The sequence below is a fragment of the Bradyrhizobium sp. HKCCYLS2038 genome (assembly GCF_051167655.1).
GTDB lineage: Bacteria > Pseudomonadota > Alphaproteobacteria > Rhizobiales > Xanthobacteraceae > Bradyrhizobium.
The window spans coordinates 436,963-453,776 of record NZ_JBNPTM010000006.1; the positions used below are offsets into that span (position 1 = coordinate 436,963).

Sequence of the window (16,814 nt, forward strand, 5' to 3'; positions counted from 1 at the left end):
AAAGTTCGCAGGTTTTAGGTACTTAGAAACCTTTAAATCGGGCTAAACTATAGATGCGACTCATTATCACATGCATTAGGTAATATATTCCTATTCCTGTCACTGACCCAACTACCTTTGGACCAAATTCGGGGACTTGTTGAGAGCCGTTCGCAATTGGAACGATCCGATCGCGAACTTACGAACAAGAATTCAGTCCTTGAGTAACCATTGGGGTGGTTGAGTATGGGTCGAGCCGTCTTTCCAGCAAGCTTGCGCGGGGGCATCGCGCATCGTGGGGATCCCTCCTCTGACGTGTCCGGGGTCAAGGTCTCGGCAGTCGCGGGGTTGATTGCCGTGGCGTCGTTCTCCGGTGCCGAGGCGCAGCAGGCGCCGCTACCCTCCGTCAACGTCGAAGCGCCAGCGGCGCGCGCCAAGCCGGCGCCATCGCGGCCGTCGGCGGACCAGGTCCGCGCCCGCAGCGCGATGCGCCGCGCCGCCCGCCAGCCGCAACAGCAGCAGCCGCCCGCCGGCCCGCAGACGCCGCCCGACGCCAACCCCTATGCGGACGCCGCCGCGCCCTACAAGGTCGATCGCGTCGCCTCCGGAAAGTTCACCGAGAAGCTGGTCAATACGCCGAAGACCATCACCGTGATGAGCAAGGAGGTGATGGAGGACAAGCACATCACTACCCTGAAGGAGGTCGGCCGCTCGACCGCGGGCGTGACGCTCGGCTCCGGCGAAGGCGGCAACGCGTTCGGCGACCGCTTCTTCATCCGCGGCTTCGATGCGCGCAACGACATCTTCATCGACGGCATCCGCGACCCCGCCGTGTCGGTGCGCGAGAACTTCTTCACCGAGCAGGTCGAGATCCTGCGCGGTCCCGCCTCGGCCTATGCCGGCCGCGGCACCGCCGGCGGCGCCATCAACATCATCACCAAGCAGGCCGGCGACCGCAATTTCTACAACGCCGAGTCGACGATCGGCACCGACCAGACCAAGCGCGTCACGCTCGACGTCAACCAGACGATCTCGCCAACCTTCTCGGTGCGCACCGGCGGCCTGTTCCAGGACGCCAACGTGGCGGGCCGCGACCACGTCACCGACGACCGCTGGGGCGGCTTCATCTCGACCAAGTGGACACCGAGCGACTCACTCAAGGTGACCACCAACTACGTCCACACCGATCTCTCCGGCTATCCGGACTTCGGCGTGCCGTTCTACAAGCAGGGCAACGTTCCGGCGACGTCGGCCGGCATTCCGCGCAACACCTGGTATGGTTTTCTGAACCGCGACTTCCAGGCGGCGCGGCAGGATTTCGGCACGCTCGCGGCCGAGGTCAAGCTCAGTGAGGCCGTCACCTTCACGAGCAAGCTGCGCGGCGAGCATTCCGAGCTGAACTATATCGGCACCCTGCCCAACACCACGGTGGCGCAGACCGCGAGCGCCGATCCGACCAAATGGACGTTCACGGCGAGCCCGCAGAGCCGCTATCAGCTGGTCGACAACTGGGCCAACCAGAACGACCTCACGATCAAGTTCGACACCGGCGCGATCAAGCACACCACGGTCATGGGCACGGAGTTCTCCAAGGAGAACATCTCGATCGACCGCTATGCCGGCCTGACCTCGGAGGCGTTCGGCTCGGCCGGCACCAGCAGCGGCGCGCTGACGCTGCAGAACATGTACAGCCCGGCCTATACGAACCTGCCGTTCTCGACCGTGGGTTACCTGACCGGCAATCCGACCCGCTACGACGTCGACAGCAAGAGCGCCTATATCATCGACACCGCGAACTGGCACGACACCCTGATCTTCACCGGGGGCCTGCGCTATGACGGCTACGCGATGCGCTCGTCCAACAACACCGCCTCGGCGACGGTCGATTCCGACCTCATCAACTACAATGTCGGCCTCGTCTACAAGCCGCTGCCGATCGGCAGCCTCTATGCGGCCTATGCGACCTCGGCCAATCCGTTCGGCTCCGAGCTCGACGGCACCGCGACGGACTACGGCGGCATCCCGCCGAACAGCACCATTATCCTCGGGCCGGAGCGCAACAAGGGCGCCGAGATCGGCACCAAATGGGAGCTGTTCGACCGCCATCTGCTGCTGACCGGGGCGCTGTTCCAGACCACCAAGGACAACGCCCGCGAGACCGTCAGCGGCCTGCTGACCTCCGGCGCCGCCTACCGCATCCAGGGCTTCGACCTGGAGGCCGAGGGCAAGATCACCGATCGCTGGAGCATCTTCGGCGGCCTGGTGCTGATGCAGTCCAAGGTCACGCAGAGCGGCATCGCCTCCAACAACGGCCTGCAGCTCGCCAACATCGCGCACCAGTCCCTCAGCGTGCTGTCCAAGTACAAGTTCGACGACGGCTGGGAGATCGGCGGCCAGGCGGTGTACCGCTCCAAGGTGTTCGGCGGGACGTTCGCCGCCAACACCGGCAACGAACTGCCGAGCTATTGGCGCTTCGATGCGTTCGTCGAGAAGCAGTTCGACAAGAACTGGAGCGCGAAGCTCTACGCCCAGAACATCACCAATCGGCTCTACTATGACACCTTCTATCGCAGCAACATCCCGTTCACCGCAGTCGCCCCCGGCCGGGCCTTCTACCTGATCACGACAGCGAAGTTCTGAGCCGGACGGAATCACGGACTCGCAGCAATTTTGCCGAAGTCCCGCCGCACCTCACGGCTGCGGCGGGAGCGAAGATGGGACGAAACGTCGCAGACTGAGACACTCCGACGCAGGTATCGGAGTTCCTTAGACGGTATTATGTGCCGACCTTGCCCCGATTTGCGATTGAATGGTCGGGATCAACGCAACCAAGAGGTTTCAACTGTTGCCGCATCGCGACAGTTTGCGAGTAATTGTCAATGTCAGAAATGAGCTGAAACCTTTCCCCATTCCGGCCACGGGTGGAACCAGCTTTGGTCCGCTTTCCCCCGCTTCTTGACTTGCATTCGCAACAGGCCAGCGCCGTTGCGGGCCCAAGTCTCAAGTTTGCGTAACGAATGGGGTGTTCGAGTATGGGTAAGGCAGTCTTTCCAAGGAGCTTGCGTGGAGCAAGCTGGCATGAAGGGGAACCGTCCGCCGATATTTCAGGCGTGAAGGTCTCGGCTGTCGCGAGCCTCATCGCGGTCGCCTCGTTCTCCAGCGCCGAAGCCCAGCAGGCACCGCTGCCTTCCGTCAACGTCGAAGCCCCGGTGGCGCGCCCGAAGCCGTCGGCCTCGCGTCCGACCGCCGACCAGATCCGCGCCCGCGACGCGATGCGCCGTGCCGCGCGCCAGCCGCAACAGCAACAGGCCGCCGCGCCGGTGAGCAGCCTGCCGCCGGACCGCAACCCCTATTCCAGCCCCGCCTCGGATTACAAGGGAGAGCGGATGCAGGCTTCGGGCAAGTTCCCGGAAAAGCTGCTCAACACGCCGAAGACCGTCACGGTCCTGAGCAAGGAGATCCTGGCGGACAAGAACTCCACCAGCCTCAAATCGGCCGTGCTCTCGACCGCCGGCGTGACGCTCGGCACCGGCGAAGGCGGCAACGCGTTCGGCGACCGCTTCTTCATCCGCGGCTTCGACGCCCGCAACGACGTCTTCATCGACGGCGTGCGCGACTCCGGCGTGTCGGTGCGTGAGAACTTCTTCACCGAGCAGGTCGAGATCCTGCGCGGTCCGGCGTCGTCCTTCGCCGGCCGCGGCACCACAGGCGGCGCGATCAACATCGTGACCAAGCAGGCCACGACCGAGAACAGCTTCTACAACATGGACGCCACGCTCGGCACCGATCAGACCAAGCGCGTGGTGATCGACGTCAATCAGAAGATCACGCCGACCTTCGCCGCCCGTGTCGGCGGCCTGTTCCAGGATGCCGGCGTCGCCGGACGCGACTTTGTCACCGACAACCGCAATGGCGGCTTCATCGCCACCAAGTGGACACCGCTCGACACGGTGACGCTGGCGGCCAACTACATCCACACGGAGGTCTCGGGACGCCCCGACTTCGGCGTGCCCTATTATCGCCCGAGCACGCTGACGGCCGGCGCCCCGTTCCCGGAGGTCGGCTCGCCGCGTAACGCCTGGTACGGCTTCGTCAACCGCGACTTCCAGCGCATCGGCCAGGACATCGGCTCGTTCAACACGGAGATCAAGGTCACGCCGGACCTGACCATCTCCGACAAGGTCCGGGTGTCGCGCTCGACGCTCAACTACATCGGCACGCTGCCGGAAGGTCCGACCAACATCAATCCGCCGTCGGGCGCATTGGTCAGGGCCAACCCGCAGAGCCGCTTCCAGCAGACCGACGTGCTCGCCAACCAGCTCGAGGCGACCTACAAGTTCAACACCGGCAATTTCCGGCACACCGTCCTCGCCGGCCTCGAAGTCTCGCAGGAAAAGGCGATCATCAACAGCTATACCGGCCTGACCTCCGAGCAGCAGGGCCTGCCGTTCTCGGGCACCGGCTCGCTCTCCGGCGTGAGCGTGTTCAACCCGCAGTTCACCAACCTGCCGTTCGGCATCCCCTCGCTCGGTCAGTTCCCGACCAACATCAAGATCGACACCGTGAGCGTCTATGCGCTCGACAGCATCAACTATCGTGACCTCGTGATCCTCAACGGCGGCGTCCGCTACGACAAGTACGACGTCCGGGTCGATGGCTTCGGCACCGTCAATGGCGTCGCCAACGTGCCGGGCGGGACCGGGACCTCGAGCGGCCTGCCGAACTTCAACCTCGGCCTCACCCTGAAGCCGGTGCCCTATGCCAGCTTCTACGCGGCCTATGCGACCTCATCCAACCCGGTCGGCGCCGAGTTCGACGGTCTGAGCGCTCAGTACGGCGGTCTGTCGGCGGTCACCAATGGCGGTGCCAACCAGATCTTCGGGCCTGAAAAGAACACCTCGATCGAAATCGGCACCAAATGGGAGCTGCTCGACAACCGCCTGCTGGTCTCGGCGGCGCTGTTCCAGACCGAAAAGGAGAATGCCCGCGAGTCGCGCAACATCACCGCGCAGACGGCGACCGCGGACTGCCCGTATCCGGCGAACACCACGGGCAACGTGCCGTGTCTCTCGGCCGGCGCAGCCTACCGCATCCGCGGCATCGACATGCAAGCCGGCGGCAAGCTGACCGACAAATGGAGCATCTTCGGCGGCATCGTGCTGATGCAGTCGGAAGTGACCAAGTCGAACATCCCGCCGGCCAACCTTGGGCTGTTCACCAGCAATGTCGGCCTGCAGCTCGCCAACACCGCGCACCAGTCGTTCAGCCTGCTGACGAAGTACCAGCTCAACGACACCTGGGAGATCGGCGGCCAGGCGGTGTACCGCTCGAAGATCTTCGGCGGCACTTGGCTGGCGGCGAACCAGGGCACGGAGCTGCCGAGCTACTGGCGGTTCGATGCCTTCGCGGAAGCCAAGCTCGACAAGAACTGGACGGCGAAGGTGTTTGTTGCCAACATCTTCGACAAGCTCTACTACGACGCTCTCTATCAGAGTGCCACGCCGTTCGTGCTCGTCGGTCCGGGAAGAAGCGCGTCGATCGTCCTGTCCGGACGGTTCTGATCGCCTGATCACCCACATCGGGGGCACACATCAAGTGATGAGTTCATGCTGATCTGTGTCCCCGGAATTTTGAGCAAAGACGATGTGGCGGACTTCCGCCGCATCATGGACTCCAGCGACTGGGAGGACGGCCGCTCGACCGCCGGCGCCCAGTCGGCCATGGTCAAGCGCAACGAGCAGCTGCCGCCCGACAGCGAAGTGGCGCGCAAGCTCGGCCACCGCATCATCTCGGCGATGACCGCCAATCCCCGCTTTCTCGCCGCCGCCATTCCGCAGCAGATCTTTCCGCCGCTGTTCAACCGCTACGCCGCCGACGCCGGCCATCATTTCGGCATTCACGTCGACAACGCCGTGCGCGGCGACAAGCTCACCGGCCTGCGCATCCGCACCGACCTGTCGGTCACCCTGTTTCTCTCCGAGCCGGACGAGTATGACGGCGGCGAGCTGGTCATCGAGGATCTCTATGGTTCGCACGAGGTGAAGCTGCCCGCCGGCGACCTCGTGCTCTATCCCGCCTCCAGCCTGCACATGGTCACGCCGGTGACGCGCGGCGTCCGCGTCGCCTCGTTCTTCTGGCTGCAGAGCATGATCCGCGATCCCCTTGCGCGCAGCATGATCTTCGATCTCGACACGACGATCCAGGGATTGTCGCAACGGATGGGGCGCGACGATCCGGAAATGGTACGGCTGACCGGCCTCTATCACAACCTGATCCGCTACTGGGCCGAGACCTGATCCGCCCTTCGACCGGAGCGTCACGTCGCCGACGCTCCGGCCACGCATCTGCTTCGAAATTACGGCTGATGCGTTGCCAGCAGGAATGAAGGCCAGCGATCGCAGCAGTCGCAGCTCTCAATTCCGTTTGACTGCAATTGTGCATCGGCGACGCGTCCGGGCGATGATGGCGACCAAGCCATCGATTGCAGCCGATCTCCCGCATTCGTCTCGCGCCCTCAGCGTTGCCCGACACTCGAAGCTGCACAGAGCACGACCAAGTGCGCAGCGATGCGTGACATTCACCACGAGAAGGACGGGGCCACACAGCGATTCGCGTCGCGTCTCCTGCTTCCGTCACTTCTGGTCGATTGCGCTTCCGAAACAGCGCGACACAACGTCCTGCATCAGACACGATCCGATCACGCCGACGCGCCGACTAATTAGAATTGATGGAAGACCGAACGGCGGCAATTGCGTGTCTGCCCATCGGATGATGTGTTGCTCGTGCGCGACGCGCGCCGGTTCACATCAGGTTTATCAGACAGTTAGAACGCACGCACCGGCTTTCGGCCTGATGCGATCATTCGTCGCCTCGATGCTGCGCGCATAGGTCGCGCATGTCGGCTTGATTGCCGACATCGACCGTCCCGCTTTGAGTCAACGCGTCGTCTCAAAACAGCCCCGTTACGCCTCGAAACATTACGGGCAGGTAACTACCAAGAGGTGTGCAGCAAGATGTTCAGGATCGTTCTTCGTGCAGGAGCGGTGATCGCAATCGTCTCGGCCGGCGTCGCGGCGCAGGCCGAGCAGGCGACCACCTCGCCGAGACCTGGCCAGGCTGCGATGGCGCCTCAGACGTCAGCAACAACGTCATCGCCGGCGGCGAGCAAAGCGCAGCCCGCGACGGCTGCAACTCAGTCCCCGACTTCGTCGCAGACGTCAGCAGCCGCGTCGAACACGGCTCCCGCTTCGACAGTCGGCCAATCGGCATCCGCGCCGCAAACGCCCGCCGTCAAACCGGCGAATGCCGCGCCTGCCCTGCAGGCCGCATCACAACCGGCGGCAGCGACGACTCAGCCGCCCGCTGCTCCAGCGGCGCCGCAGGCAACGACGACCGGTCAGGCATCGAGCGCCCCGGCCACCGAAGCGCAGCCATCGACATCAAGCGCAGCTGAAACAGTCACGGAGCCGGCGGCTGCTGCCGACAAGGCCAAGGACTCCGCAGAGAAGCCTGGACAGACCGGCGCTCAGGCCGCGTCTCACGTGCCGCACGATCTGTCGCCATGGTCGATGTTCCTGGCCGCCGACATCCTTGTCAAAGCCGTGATGATGGGTCTCGCGCTGGCCTCGCTCGCGACCTGGACCGTGTTCATCGCCAAGACCATCGAGTTCGGCTTCCTCCGCCGCAAGCTCAGCCGCGCCTTGCGCAAGGTCGACGACGTGCGCTGGCTGTCGGAAGCGAAGCTCGCGCTCGGCAAGCGTGAGACCGTGCTCACCGCGCTGATCGACGCGGCGATGCACGAGATCAGGATGTCCTCGGAGCTGCCGTCGCATGGCGTCAACGACCGCGCCGCGTCGAGTTTCGCGGAGATCGTCCGCGCCGAAGGCCGGCGTTGCCGCACCGGCATGGGCCTGCTCGCGACGATCGGCTCGATCTCGCCGTTCGTCGGCCTGTTCGGCACAGTCTGGGGCATCATGAACAGCTTCATCGGCATTTCGAAGTCGCAGACCACGAACCTCGCGGTCGTCGCTCCGGGTATTGCCGAGGCGCTGCTTGCAACGGCCATCGGACTGGTCGCCGCCATTCCGGCCGTGATCATCTACAATCACTTCACCCGCGTGACCAAAGGCTACATGGAGCTGGTGAACCGTTCGTCGGGTGCGACGGCGCGCATGCTGTCGCGCGATCTCGATCGCGGCCAGAGCAGCCACCACAGCGAACGCTTCGAGCCGATTCACGTCCACTCCGCGCCCCCGATGGCGCTCGCGGCGGAGTAGCCCATGGCCGTCTCTCTTTCTGAAGCCGATGGTGACGACGATCTCGGCGAGTCCAGCGACATCAACGTCACGCCGTTCATCGACGTCATCCTGGTGCTGCTGATCATCTTCATGGTGGCCGCGCCGCTCTCCACGGTCGACGTTCCCGTCGACCTTCCGACATCGACGGCGACGCCGCAGAAGAAGCCGGACAAGCCGATCTATGTCAGCATCAAGCCCGACCTGACGCTGTTCGTCGGCGAAGAGCAGGTCAAGCGGGCAAGCCTGGTCAGCACGCTCGAGCACATTCCGGAGGCCGCCAAGGACAAGTTCATCTTCCTGCGCGCCGACCGGGGCGTCGCGTATGGCGAACTGATGGACGTCATGGAGCTGCTGCGCACCGGCGGCTATCCGAAGATCAAGCTCGTCACGGTCGAAGGCGTCTCACAGGCGGCCGCGCCGGCCGCGCATTGAAACCAGTGCAACGACGGAAGTGAAGAATGGTCGAACACAAGTATCAAGGAGCGACTCGCCGCTTGTGGATCTCAGCCGCCATCGGCGCATTAATGCTGCACGGTGGCGGGGCGGCGCTCGCGGTGGTTCATCTCAGCGCTCATGAAGCCGACGGCGGCCTCGGCGCCGCCGGTGCGGAGTTTGCACTCGAGATGGCCTCACCGCAGGTGGAGGACAACGATCTTCCGCCCGGTCCCGACAGTGATGCGGCTGAAGCGGCCCCGGAGCAGATGCAGCAGACTGCGGAGGTCAAGGAGTCAGACGCGGTCAAGGACAAGCCGACCGAGACCGAGGACGAGGCCGATCGCGTCGTCACCATGAACGAGCCGAAGAAGCCGGAGAAGGAAGAGCAGCAGGTCGCGACCCAGCAGGCCGAGGCCTCGGTTGCCTCGGCCGCGCAGCAGGAATCGGCCCGAAAGGCGCTCGACGAAGCCGCACCGCCGGCCGAGACGGCGAAGGCGCCGAATGTCGGCCTCGGCAAGGACAAGCAGAAGCTCACCGACAATTGGGGCCGCAAGATCAGCGCCTATTTCGAGCTGCACAAGAAATATCCGGAAGGCAAGAAGCACGCCGGCACGGTCAAGGTCGCGCTGGTGCTGAGCCGCGCGGGCAAGGTGATGTCGGCCTCGGTGATGCAATCATGCGGAGACACGATGTTCGACGATGCGGCGATCGCGATGATCCGCCGCTCCGATCCGGTGCCGGCGCCGCCGTCCGGGCTGACCGACGATCAGTTCAGCTTCAGCCTCGACGTGAACTTCAACCAGAAGAAATAGCCGCGCACATCCGTTCGGACGCGCGTCTGCTAGACTAGGCAGCGTTCGCACTCCCGCGAGCGCTGCTTTTCATTGCGAGTGGCTTCCCCGGGTGTCGCGGTTTCCCAATTGCGCACTCTCGTTCATCTCGGACCGACCTTTCCCCTCTCCCTGAGGAGCCCGCCGCAGGCGGGCGTCTCGAAGGGCGAGGCCCGGATCTGGCCTCATGGTTCTCCCGGCGATGCGAAGCATCGTCCGGAGACGCGCCTGCGGCGCTCCTCACCATGAGGAGTTAGGACGGAGGGCGTCGATGCACATTGGCGACGAGCAGCGTGCTCACAAGGCTGGGCACGATCTGGACGGCTGAGTTGTACGGTGCGAGCTTCGCTGCCGATCAGTACTGCACCCGCGCTCCCACCTGCACGACCGTGGCGGACAGGTCGTTCTCGCGGAAGTTCGACCGCGTCTCCTCGCGCCGGACGCTGGCCCGGAGCTGCAGCAGGCGGGAGAACTTGTAGAGCATGCCGAGCTCGACGAGGTAGCGGTTGTCCACGCGCGTGGTGCCGGTGAACGCGTCCTGGCCATAACCCGCGAGAAGGGTGCCGACGAGCCAGGGCTCGAACTGATGCTCGACTCCGACGGTGACGTCGCGCTTGAGCACGCCGGAGATTCCGGGCTCGGTGATCTCGACGACCTGCGACTTGGCGCCGAACATGATCGCCGTCTCCTTGGCGTACTGCCAGGTCAGGTTGGCGTCGGCAATGAAGCCACCGACCGGCTTCAGCAGCGGATCTTGAAAACGGCGGGTGAGATAGCCGACGGCGACGTCGCCGGTCAACTTGTCGGCGTAGGCGAAGGTCACGCCCGCCTCGACGGCCGTGCCGGTGGAGTCGCGGCGGAATCCCTCGGCATCGACCGCGATGTCGTGAACGCGGCGATCGACGGCGACGTCGACGAAGGGCCGGATCTCCGGCGTCAGATTGTAGGTGACGCGGCTCTGCGAGCCGTATTGGACGAAGTTACGATCGGCGTTGCTGACGATCTGGCCGGTGACGAGCGGCGCGTTCTGGAACGCCACGCGATCGATCGCCGCCTTGGTCGAGACCTCGAAATCCTCGAAGCGCTTGGTGACGCCGGCCGAGCCGCCGACGGTCGAAGCGAGCGGGATCCTGGCGAAGCGGCCGGCAAAGCGCGGCGTGCCCGGGTCATCGGCATCGACGGCAACGTGGCCCTCGCCGTTGAGCGCAAACGTATCGGTGATGTCGTAGCGCCCATTCACCTTCGCGTCGACGGTAGGCCTCGAGAGCTGCCGGAGCTTGGCATAGTCGATGTAGCCGACGCGCACATCGGCGTTCAGCAGATGCCGCTCGAACTGAGAGCGCACCAGGAGCACCGGCGCAACGCTGACGAAGGCGGAGCCCCCGCCTTTCGGCACACGCCCGGGATTGCTGTCGAAGCCTGAGGACATTTCGAACGCAGGCTTCAGGATGAAGTTTCCCACCGTGATGCCTTTGGGCTCGAAAGGGTCCTCCTCCATCATCGGCGGCGCCTGCGGCTGCTGCTCCTGTGGCTTCTGGCCCTTGTTCATCCGCGGTAGCCGCATCTTCGGCTTGTCCGCCAGGACGGGGGGAATCGGCTGGGCGTCCTGGCGTGGAATCGGCGGGAGATTGTTCGGCAGCACGCCGCGCGTCGCCGGCGGCGGACTGACCGCGAAGGCCAGCGCATCGAGGCAGCGATTGGGAACGTTGGTCGCCGACAGCCGGCCCGGCGTCGACAGGCAGCCGCCGACCAGAAGGCCGGCCGAGGGCGCACCGAAGAAGGCGTTGCGTACGGGAGCAAGACGCGGCGCCGGCTCGCGGCGCGCGGCCTGGGGAAGCGCACCGGCTCCGGGATCGATCGGCGATCTCGTGCGCGGTGGCGGGGGCTCCTCTGGCTGTACCGCTGCAGCCTTCGGCTCCGGTTCGTTGCCGCCGGGGGCCACGATCATCTGCGGAATCACCACCGGGCCATTGCCGTTCGCGGGCCGCGTCGGTTGCCGCTTGCGGTTGGGCACGACGACGACCGGACCGCCGCCATCGATCGCTCCGGGATCGGCATAGGCCCGCGCCTGTGTCCCCTGGATCGCCGACTGACCGTAGGACGGCGCGGCATCAACGAGCAGCACGAGCAGCACCGTGAGCGCAGCCGCCTCGTCCCGGCGCGGCACGAAGCCGTTGCGCCGTTTAAGACCCGCCGTTTCTCGTGCAGCCCGTTTCAAAAATGCGTATCTCCCGTCAAGCTCGTCACCACACGACGAACCGCGACCGGCAGGCGTCGTAATTCGGGTTGCCCGCTCGCGCAGACCACCTTCGATGGCGTTCAAACTGCCGGCCCCGCCGGTTGGCTGACGCCGATGGCGGCGGGTATGGCGCGTCAGAGGCTGTCGCGTAGAGCCAAGTCGATGCACGACAGCCGCCCGTCGGATCGGCTATTCTACGACCAGGACGCCCTTGTTGCCCTGATGGAAGTCGTCGAAGAATTCGTAGCGTCCAGGCTTCTGCGCCTTGACCTTCACCACGCCTTCCATGTTCGGCTTGATCACCGTCTCGAACTGCAGCGGCTCGCTCTCGAACTCGACCGGCGAGCCGTCGAGATTCTTGATCTTGAACACGATCGGCGTGTCGGCCGGCGCCTTCAGCTCGGCGGGCTGGAATTTGTTGTCTTTCACCGAGATCTCGATGGTGGCTTCCGCTGCGCTGGCCAGAGGCGCAAAAGCCGTCATCATCAGCGCGACGCCTGCCGCAATTCCCGCTTTCTCAAATAGCGTCATGATATCGATCCTTCCCCGGATTCCCGTTGCGAATGTCGCTCGCCGTCCAACCGCCCCGACCATCATCGAGCGCTTCGTAGAAGCAGTTTAAGTTTTCGAATGCGGCGATTTACCGTGTCGAAACATGACGAAATCGTTGTCTGCGACGAAGCACTCAAATAGTTCGCGATATCGCGGACGCCGCGGCAAGACTTCATGCGTCACGGCACAAACTTCCGCGTGAGAGCACGTTGCGATGCGCGAATTTTGCTGTCGTCTACTGAACGATTTGATCATTAGCGCATTCATCGGCTCACACATCGCGCGCCGCTTCAATCGAGGCCACGCATACACCGCTCCCCATCGTCATTCGGATGCGCACGATCAGCTCCGAGGACGAGCGCACACACCCCAGCCATAGGATCGTACGATCGCCCAGATCGCCGCTCATTGAACAAGAACGATCGACGCCACCGAAGAGCATCGGCCCGCCCATGCGACGCCGAAGTCTCCAGCGCCTGTCATCAGCTCGATGGATCGAAGCTGCGTCAGTTTGCCGCGGCCGCGCATCTGCCTGCAGGTCAGATGCATCGCGATGTCAGCTTCGCAGACCGAGCTTTCTGTCGTGAACGGTGAGCCCCCTCGGCATGCGTGGCGGATACGCCGCTTTCGCTTTCGTCGTCTGCGGAGGACCGACCTCACCGGATGGCAGATCCGGGACCACCGAGATACGCTCCGCGGCTGCTGCCGGCGCGGGTTCTTTGGCGACTACTGTCGGCCGTGTCTCGGCGGCCATTGCAGCCGGCTCGGCCCCAGGCACGCGCTTGCGCCCGGTCAACATCGCCCGCGCAAGATTTTCGCGTTGCAGGACGCTCATCCAGAGTGTCCCGAGAACATGGATCCCGATCAGGCCGATGATGGCGTTGGACGACAGCGAATGTGTTTGCTCGATCCACCCGACGCCGAAGAACCTGAGCGAGACCTGCATGACACCACTGATGGTCGAGATCACCAGCAGGCCGATCATCGCCACCAGCATCGCCGCACCGGCGGGATTGAGGCCGAGATAGCGGCCGGTCTCGCCGTGGAAGATGTTCATCACGTAGCGCGGCGCAGCGCGCAGCTTGAGGCTGATCCGCGCGAACAGCGAATGGCGGGTGCCGATGACACCCCAGATCAGCCTGAACGCCAGCAATCCGATCACGGCATAGCCTGCCAGCCGATGCAGCGGATCGAACGTGTTGGGCGTGACGCAGGCAATCAGCACGAAGCCGGCGAGGGCCCAGTGCCAGACGCGCAGCGGGATGTCCCAGACCTCGACGGTCTTCGGACGTGAATTCGCCGGCGCCGTGGGACGGACGCTCCGCTGTGCCTGTCCTGCGTCACGCATGTTTCAGATCACTTCGCGATCGTGTGCTTCAGCGCGAGGTTCTCGGGGCTGTAGAACAGCTCATAGAGCTTGCCGCCCTTGACGCCGTAGACTTCGTAGCAGGTGCCCTCGATCTTGGTCTGGCGAACCTCGTAGCCCGCCGCCTTCGCCTTGGCTTCCGCATCGGCAACGGTCTTCCAGGACGCCTTGTCGAGCTTGGTGCAATCCTTGTAGCCGTCTGCCAGGGCAACGGAGCCCGATGCGATACCCGCCGCGAGCGCTACGACCATGATCTTGATGACCTTCACAATCAAATCTCCTCCAAAACGGCGCCACATGGCGCCTGCACCGCGCTGAGCGCGAGCGGACAAAGAGGACTGCGATTTCAACGAAACTTGGACGGCGTCGGCAGCCTCCGCCGGCGAAGAATGCGTATCGGAGGCCGAAGCCGGCCCGCATGCGGCCGCAATGTCGCTGGCGAGCGGCCGCAACTACGCTGCGGTCAAGATCAAACCGTGTCCTCTGACGATCAATCAGTCCGCACACGGCACGCGAGCGCGGTTGCCGCACGCATGCGAGTGACATTGATTCGCAAGGAACTAGTCGCGCCGGACCATGAGCATCAAACGCGTCGGTTGCATCGTTCGTTGCCGACGACGCGACGCGACCATACTCCTGCCCGAATGGCTCTGTGTCCGGCATGCGGCGAGAAGGAAGCCGAGCGTCGAAACATGCGACGTTTGGTCTCGGAAAAAAATCTTGGAGTTCGGCGTTGCACGTCGCTTGCGATCACGCCGCCCGCCGACACGAACCGTCGATCATGCGGTGTGTATCAGCGCATGGAAGACGCGTGCGTCGCCGTCATCGACAAGCGATGCGGCGACGGATCGTTCCTGGCAAGACATCTGTGTCGCGGCCTGCGCGTTCATTCACGGCGAGCAGCACGCGGCAAGGTGCAACGCCTCGGCTGCCACGCATAGCGATCAGACCGCGAGCGCAGCGTGCCGAAGGCGCGCGCGACGCTATTTCGCGCCGGTGAAGACGCGGGCGATGAAGTCGGAGCTCTCGGGAGACTTCGTCATTTCCGGCGTCAGTGTCGGTTGCTGCTGCGGTGGCGGTTCTGAGCGCGCGTTGCGCTCGAGAATCTTGCGCCGCTCGCTCGTGTTCCTGCTCACCCGCGCCGGCTCGTCCGGCCTGCTGACGGTGATCATGATCTTCTCGGAGACCAGCGGCGGATCGAAGTTCAGATGCTTCGAATCGCCCAGCACGAGTTGCAGCGTATGCTTGCCGGGTGACAGCTCGATCCGAGCCTCGGTCTCGCCGGCGGCATAATGAATGTGCTTCTTGTCGCGCGGAATCTGCTGGCCCGCCTCCATCGTCTCGTCGACGTCGATCAGCAGATGGTGGTGGCCGCTGCCGGCGAAATCATCACCGGCATGGGTCACGCCCATGTTGCGCAGGCCGAAGCGGCACCAGAACGCGCCGCTCACCGTCTCACCGTCCGCGGGCGAAATCAGATAGACCCGCGCATCCTTCGGCGCCTTCGTGCCCTTGGCCATCGCCAGCGAGGGCGCGAACGCCAGGGATGCGGTCAGGATCAGACAGAGTCGCACAGACGCCGGTTTCCACATGCTCTTCTCCTAGGGTGTCAGCGCGACGCGGAAGCCGAGCGTCGGATGGCGGATGCGACCGTCATAGCGGTCACGGCTGCCCGCACGCGCATCGGACGGCCCGTTGCTCCAGGAGCCCGAGCGGATCACGCGGGCGTAGCTGCCGTCCTCCAGCCAGGCCGAGCCGTCCGACGGCGCACCCTTGTAGTTCTTGTGCCAGTTGTCGGCGACCCACTGGCCGACGGCTCCGCCCATGTCGAACAGGCCGAGCGGGTTGGCCGCGAAGCTCCCGACCTTCAACGGCTGCGCCGCGTCCGTCGCGTCGCCGGAATTGTTGCAGCCCTTGCAGTTGGCCATGCCGACCCGCATGCGATCGCCCCACCAGTATTTGCTGCGCTGGCCCGCGCGGGCGGCAAATTCCCATTCGGCCTCGGTCGGCAGGCGGAACGTCTTGCCGCTGACCTTGGAGAGCCAGGCGAGATAGGCCTGCGCATCGTCGTAGCTCGCATTGGTGACCGGACGGTCGTCGGCACCGACCGCGATGTCGGCACAGCCGCCCGCCGCGACGCATGGCTTCCACTCGCCGACCGTGACCGGATATTTGCCGATCGCGAATGGCCGGATGCTGACCTGGTGAACCGGTTGCTCGGACTCGTCCTCGCCGCCCATCGCGAAGGTGCCGCCGGTGATCGCGATCATCTCCGGCAGGCGCAGCTTCGGCTCCGGCGTCGACACCGGCTCTGGCACGGAGGCCGCCACCGGCTGAGGAGCAGGTGCAGGCGATGTCTCTGCGGCCGGAGCCTGGCGCATCGCCGCCGGAAGCGGTGACGGCGCCCGAACGCCCAACGGCGCCTCTTGAGGCGTGGCGGCGGCGCTCGGCGTTTCCATCGTGATGCGGCGAACCGAAATCGCTGTCGGCAGCGCATCCCGCTGCATCGTCGAGGCGCCGGCGAAACCGGGTGGAGACTGGATCAGGAGCTGCAGGTTGCGCAACGGCAGCAGCACGCCGCCGACCGCAACGATGCTGAGCACCAGTGTGCCAACCGCGATGCGGACGACGGCGCGGCGATGCGGCGCCGACCAAGCAAGCAGAGACGGCAGCCAGCCGCGCCGCTCGGCCTCACGCCGATCCTCTTCGAGGTACCCGTCATCGACGAACTCATCCCACCGCTGCGGCGGCGGATCGACACGCGGCGTCGCGATGCGCGAGGGCGGCATCTCAACGAACTGCGCTGGCTCATGCCGCGCTACGGCCTCGTGATCCTCATTCTCCTCCACGGGATCGAGCGACTGCTCCAGCGCGCCGCACATCATCATCAGAAGGCCGCTCTCGCCCCTGCCGCTCCAGCGCTCCTGGACCTCGGGGCATTCGACCTGATCGTCGACGTGCAGGAAGCTCGGTGGACGCATCGCGCTGAGCGAGACCTGCACCGATCGGCCGCAGCGGCGGCAATCGACCCTGAGGGTTTCAGCCGGCAAGGTATCCTCCGCGAGCTTCGGCGCCCGCAGCCATTGCAACGATGAAAGCTCGCTCATGTCGTCCTC

Annotated in this window: 12 protein-coding genes; 6 read left to right on the top strand and 6 right to left on the bottom strand. The window is 64.6% G+C overall.

Annotated features, from left to right (window positions below):
* The first annotated feature begins 225 nt into the window (after nt 1-225).
* The 6 genes from ACQR1I_RS27180 to ACQR1I_RS27205 all read left to right on the top strand — a co-directional run bounded on the left by ACQR1I_RS27180 (nt 226) and on the right by ACQR1I_RS27205 (nt 9,523).
* Entirely contained in the window at nt 226-2,619 is a 2,394-nt protein-coding gene (locus ACQR1I_RS27180) for a TonB-dependent receptor (protein ID WP_434869196.1), read from the top strand.
* A 392-nt stretch (nt 2,620-3,011) separates the two neighbouring features.
* A complete protein-coding gene (locus tag ACQR1I_RS27185; RefSeq protein WP_434869195.1) occupies nt 3,012-5,540 on the top strand; it encodes a TonB-dependent receptor in 2,529 nt (842 codons plus the stop codon).
* A 45-nt stretch (nt 5,541-5,585) separates the two neighbouring features.
* Entirely contained in the window at nt 5,586-6,275 is a 690-nt protein-coding gene (locus tag ACQR1I_RS27190; RefSeq protein ID WP_434869194.1) for a Fe2+-dependent dioxygenase, read from the top strand.
* A gap of 825 nt (nt 6,276-7,100) precedes the next feature.
* On the top strand, nt 7,101-8,255 hold the full coding sequence (gene exbB / locus ACQR1I_RS27195; RefSeq protein WP_434869325.1) for a tonB-system energizer ExbB: 1,155 nt from the start codon (nt 7,101-7,103) through the stop codon (nt 8,253-8,255).
* 3 nt (nt 8,256-8,258) lie between these two features.
* Nucleotides 8,259-8,708, top strand: coding sequence for a TonB system transport protein ExbD (gene exbD, locus ACQR1I_RS27200; RefSeq protein ID WP_434869193.1), 450 nt, complete (start codon nt 8,259-8,261; stop codon nt 8,706-8,708).
* Between the two features lie 26 nt (nt 8,709-8,734).
* On the top strand, nt 8,735-9,523 hold the full coding sequence (locus ACQR1I_RS27205) for a TonB family protein (protein WP_434869192.1): 789 nt from the start codon (nt 8,735-8,737) through the stop codon (nt 9,521-9,523).
* A gap of 373 nt (nt 9,524-9,896) precedes the next feature.
* Here ACQR1I_RS27205 and ACQR1I_RS27210 read toward each other — a convergent pair whose 3' ends face one another.
* The 6 genes from ACQR1I_RS27210 to ACQR1I_RS27235 all read right to left on the bottom strand — a co-directional run bounded on the left by ACQR1I_RS27210 (nt 9,897) and on the right by ACQR1I_RS27235 (nt 16,805).
* Complete coding sequence (locus tag ACQR1I_RS27210) at nt 9,897-11,759, bottom strand: outer membrane beta-barrel protein (RefSeq protein WP_434869191.1); 1,863 nt, start codon at nt 11,757-11,759, stop codon at nt 9,897-9,899.
* A gap of 210 nt (nt 11,760-11,969) precedes the next feature.
* Nucleotides 11,970-12,311: a cupredoxin domain-containing protein gene (locus tag ACQR1I_RS27215; RefSeq protein WP_434869190.1), complete on the bottom strand. Its 342-nt coding sequence runs from the start codon at nt 12,309-12,311 to the stop codon at nt 11,970-11,972.
* Between the two features lie 577 nt (nt 12,312-12,888).
* The gene (locus tag ACQR1I_RS27220; RefSeq protein ID WP_434869189.1) at nt 12,889-13,680 is read right to left on the bottom strand and encodes a cytochrome b/b6 domain-containing protein; all 792 of its coding nucleotides are present in this window, start codon (nt 13,678-13,680) and stop codon (nt 12,889-12,891) included.
* Between the two features lie 8 nt (nt 13,681-13,688).
* Nucleotides 13,689-13,949 (bottom strand): PepSY domain-containing protein, encoded by a 261-nt coding sequence (locus tag ACQR1I_RS27225; protein ID WP_434869324.1) that lies wholly within the window; start codon nt 13,947-13,949, stop codon nt 13,689-13,691.
* A gap of 732 nt (nt 13,950-14,681) precedes the next feature.
* Nucleotides 14,682-15,290 (bottom strand): DUF4399 domain-containing protein, encoded by a 609-nt coding sequence (locus tag ACQR1I_RS27230; RefSeq protein WP_434869188.1) that lies wholly within the window; start codon nt 15,288-15,290, stop codon nt 14,682-14,684.
* 9 nt (nt 15,291-15,299) lie between these two features.
* The gene (locus ACQR1I_RS27235) at nt 15,300-16,805 is read right to left on the bottom strand and encodes a formylglycine-generating enzyme family protein (RefSeq protein ID WP_434869187.1); all 1,506 of its coding nucleotides are present in this window, start codon (nt 16,803-16,805) and stop codon (nt 15,300-15,302) included.
* Nucleotides 16,806-16,814: the final 9 nt, after the last annotated feature.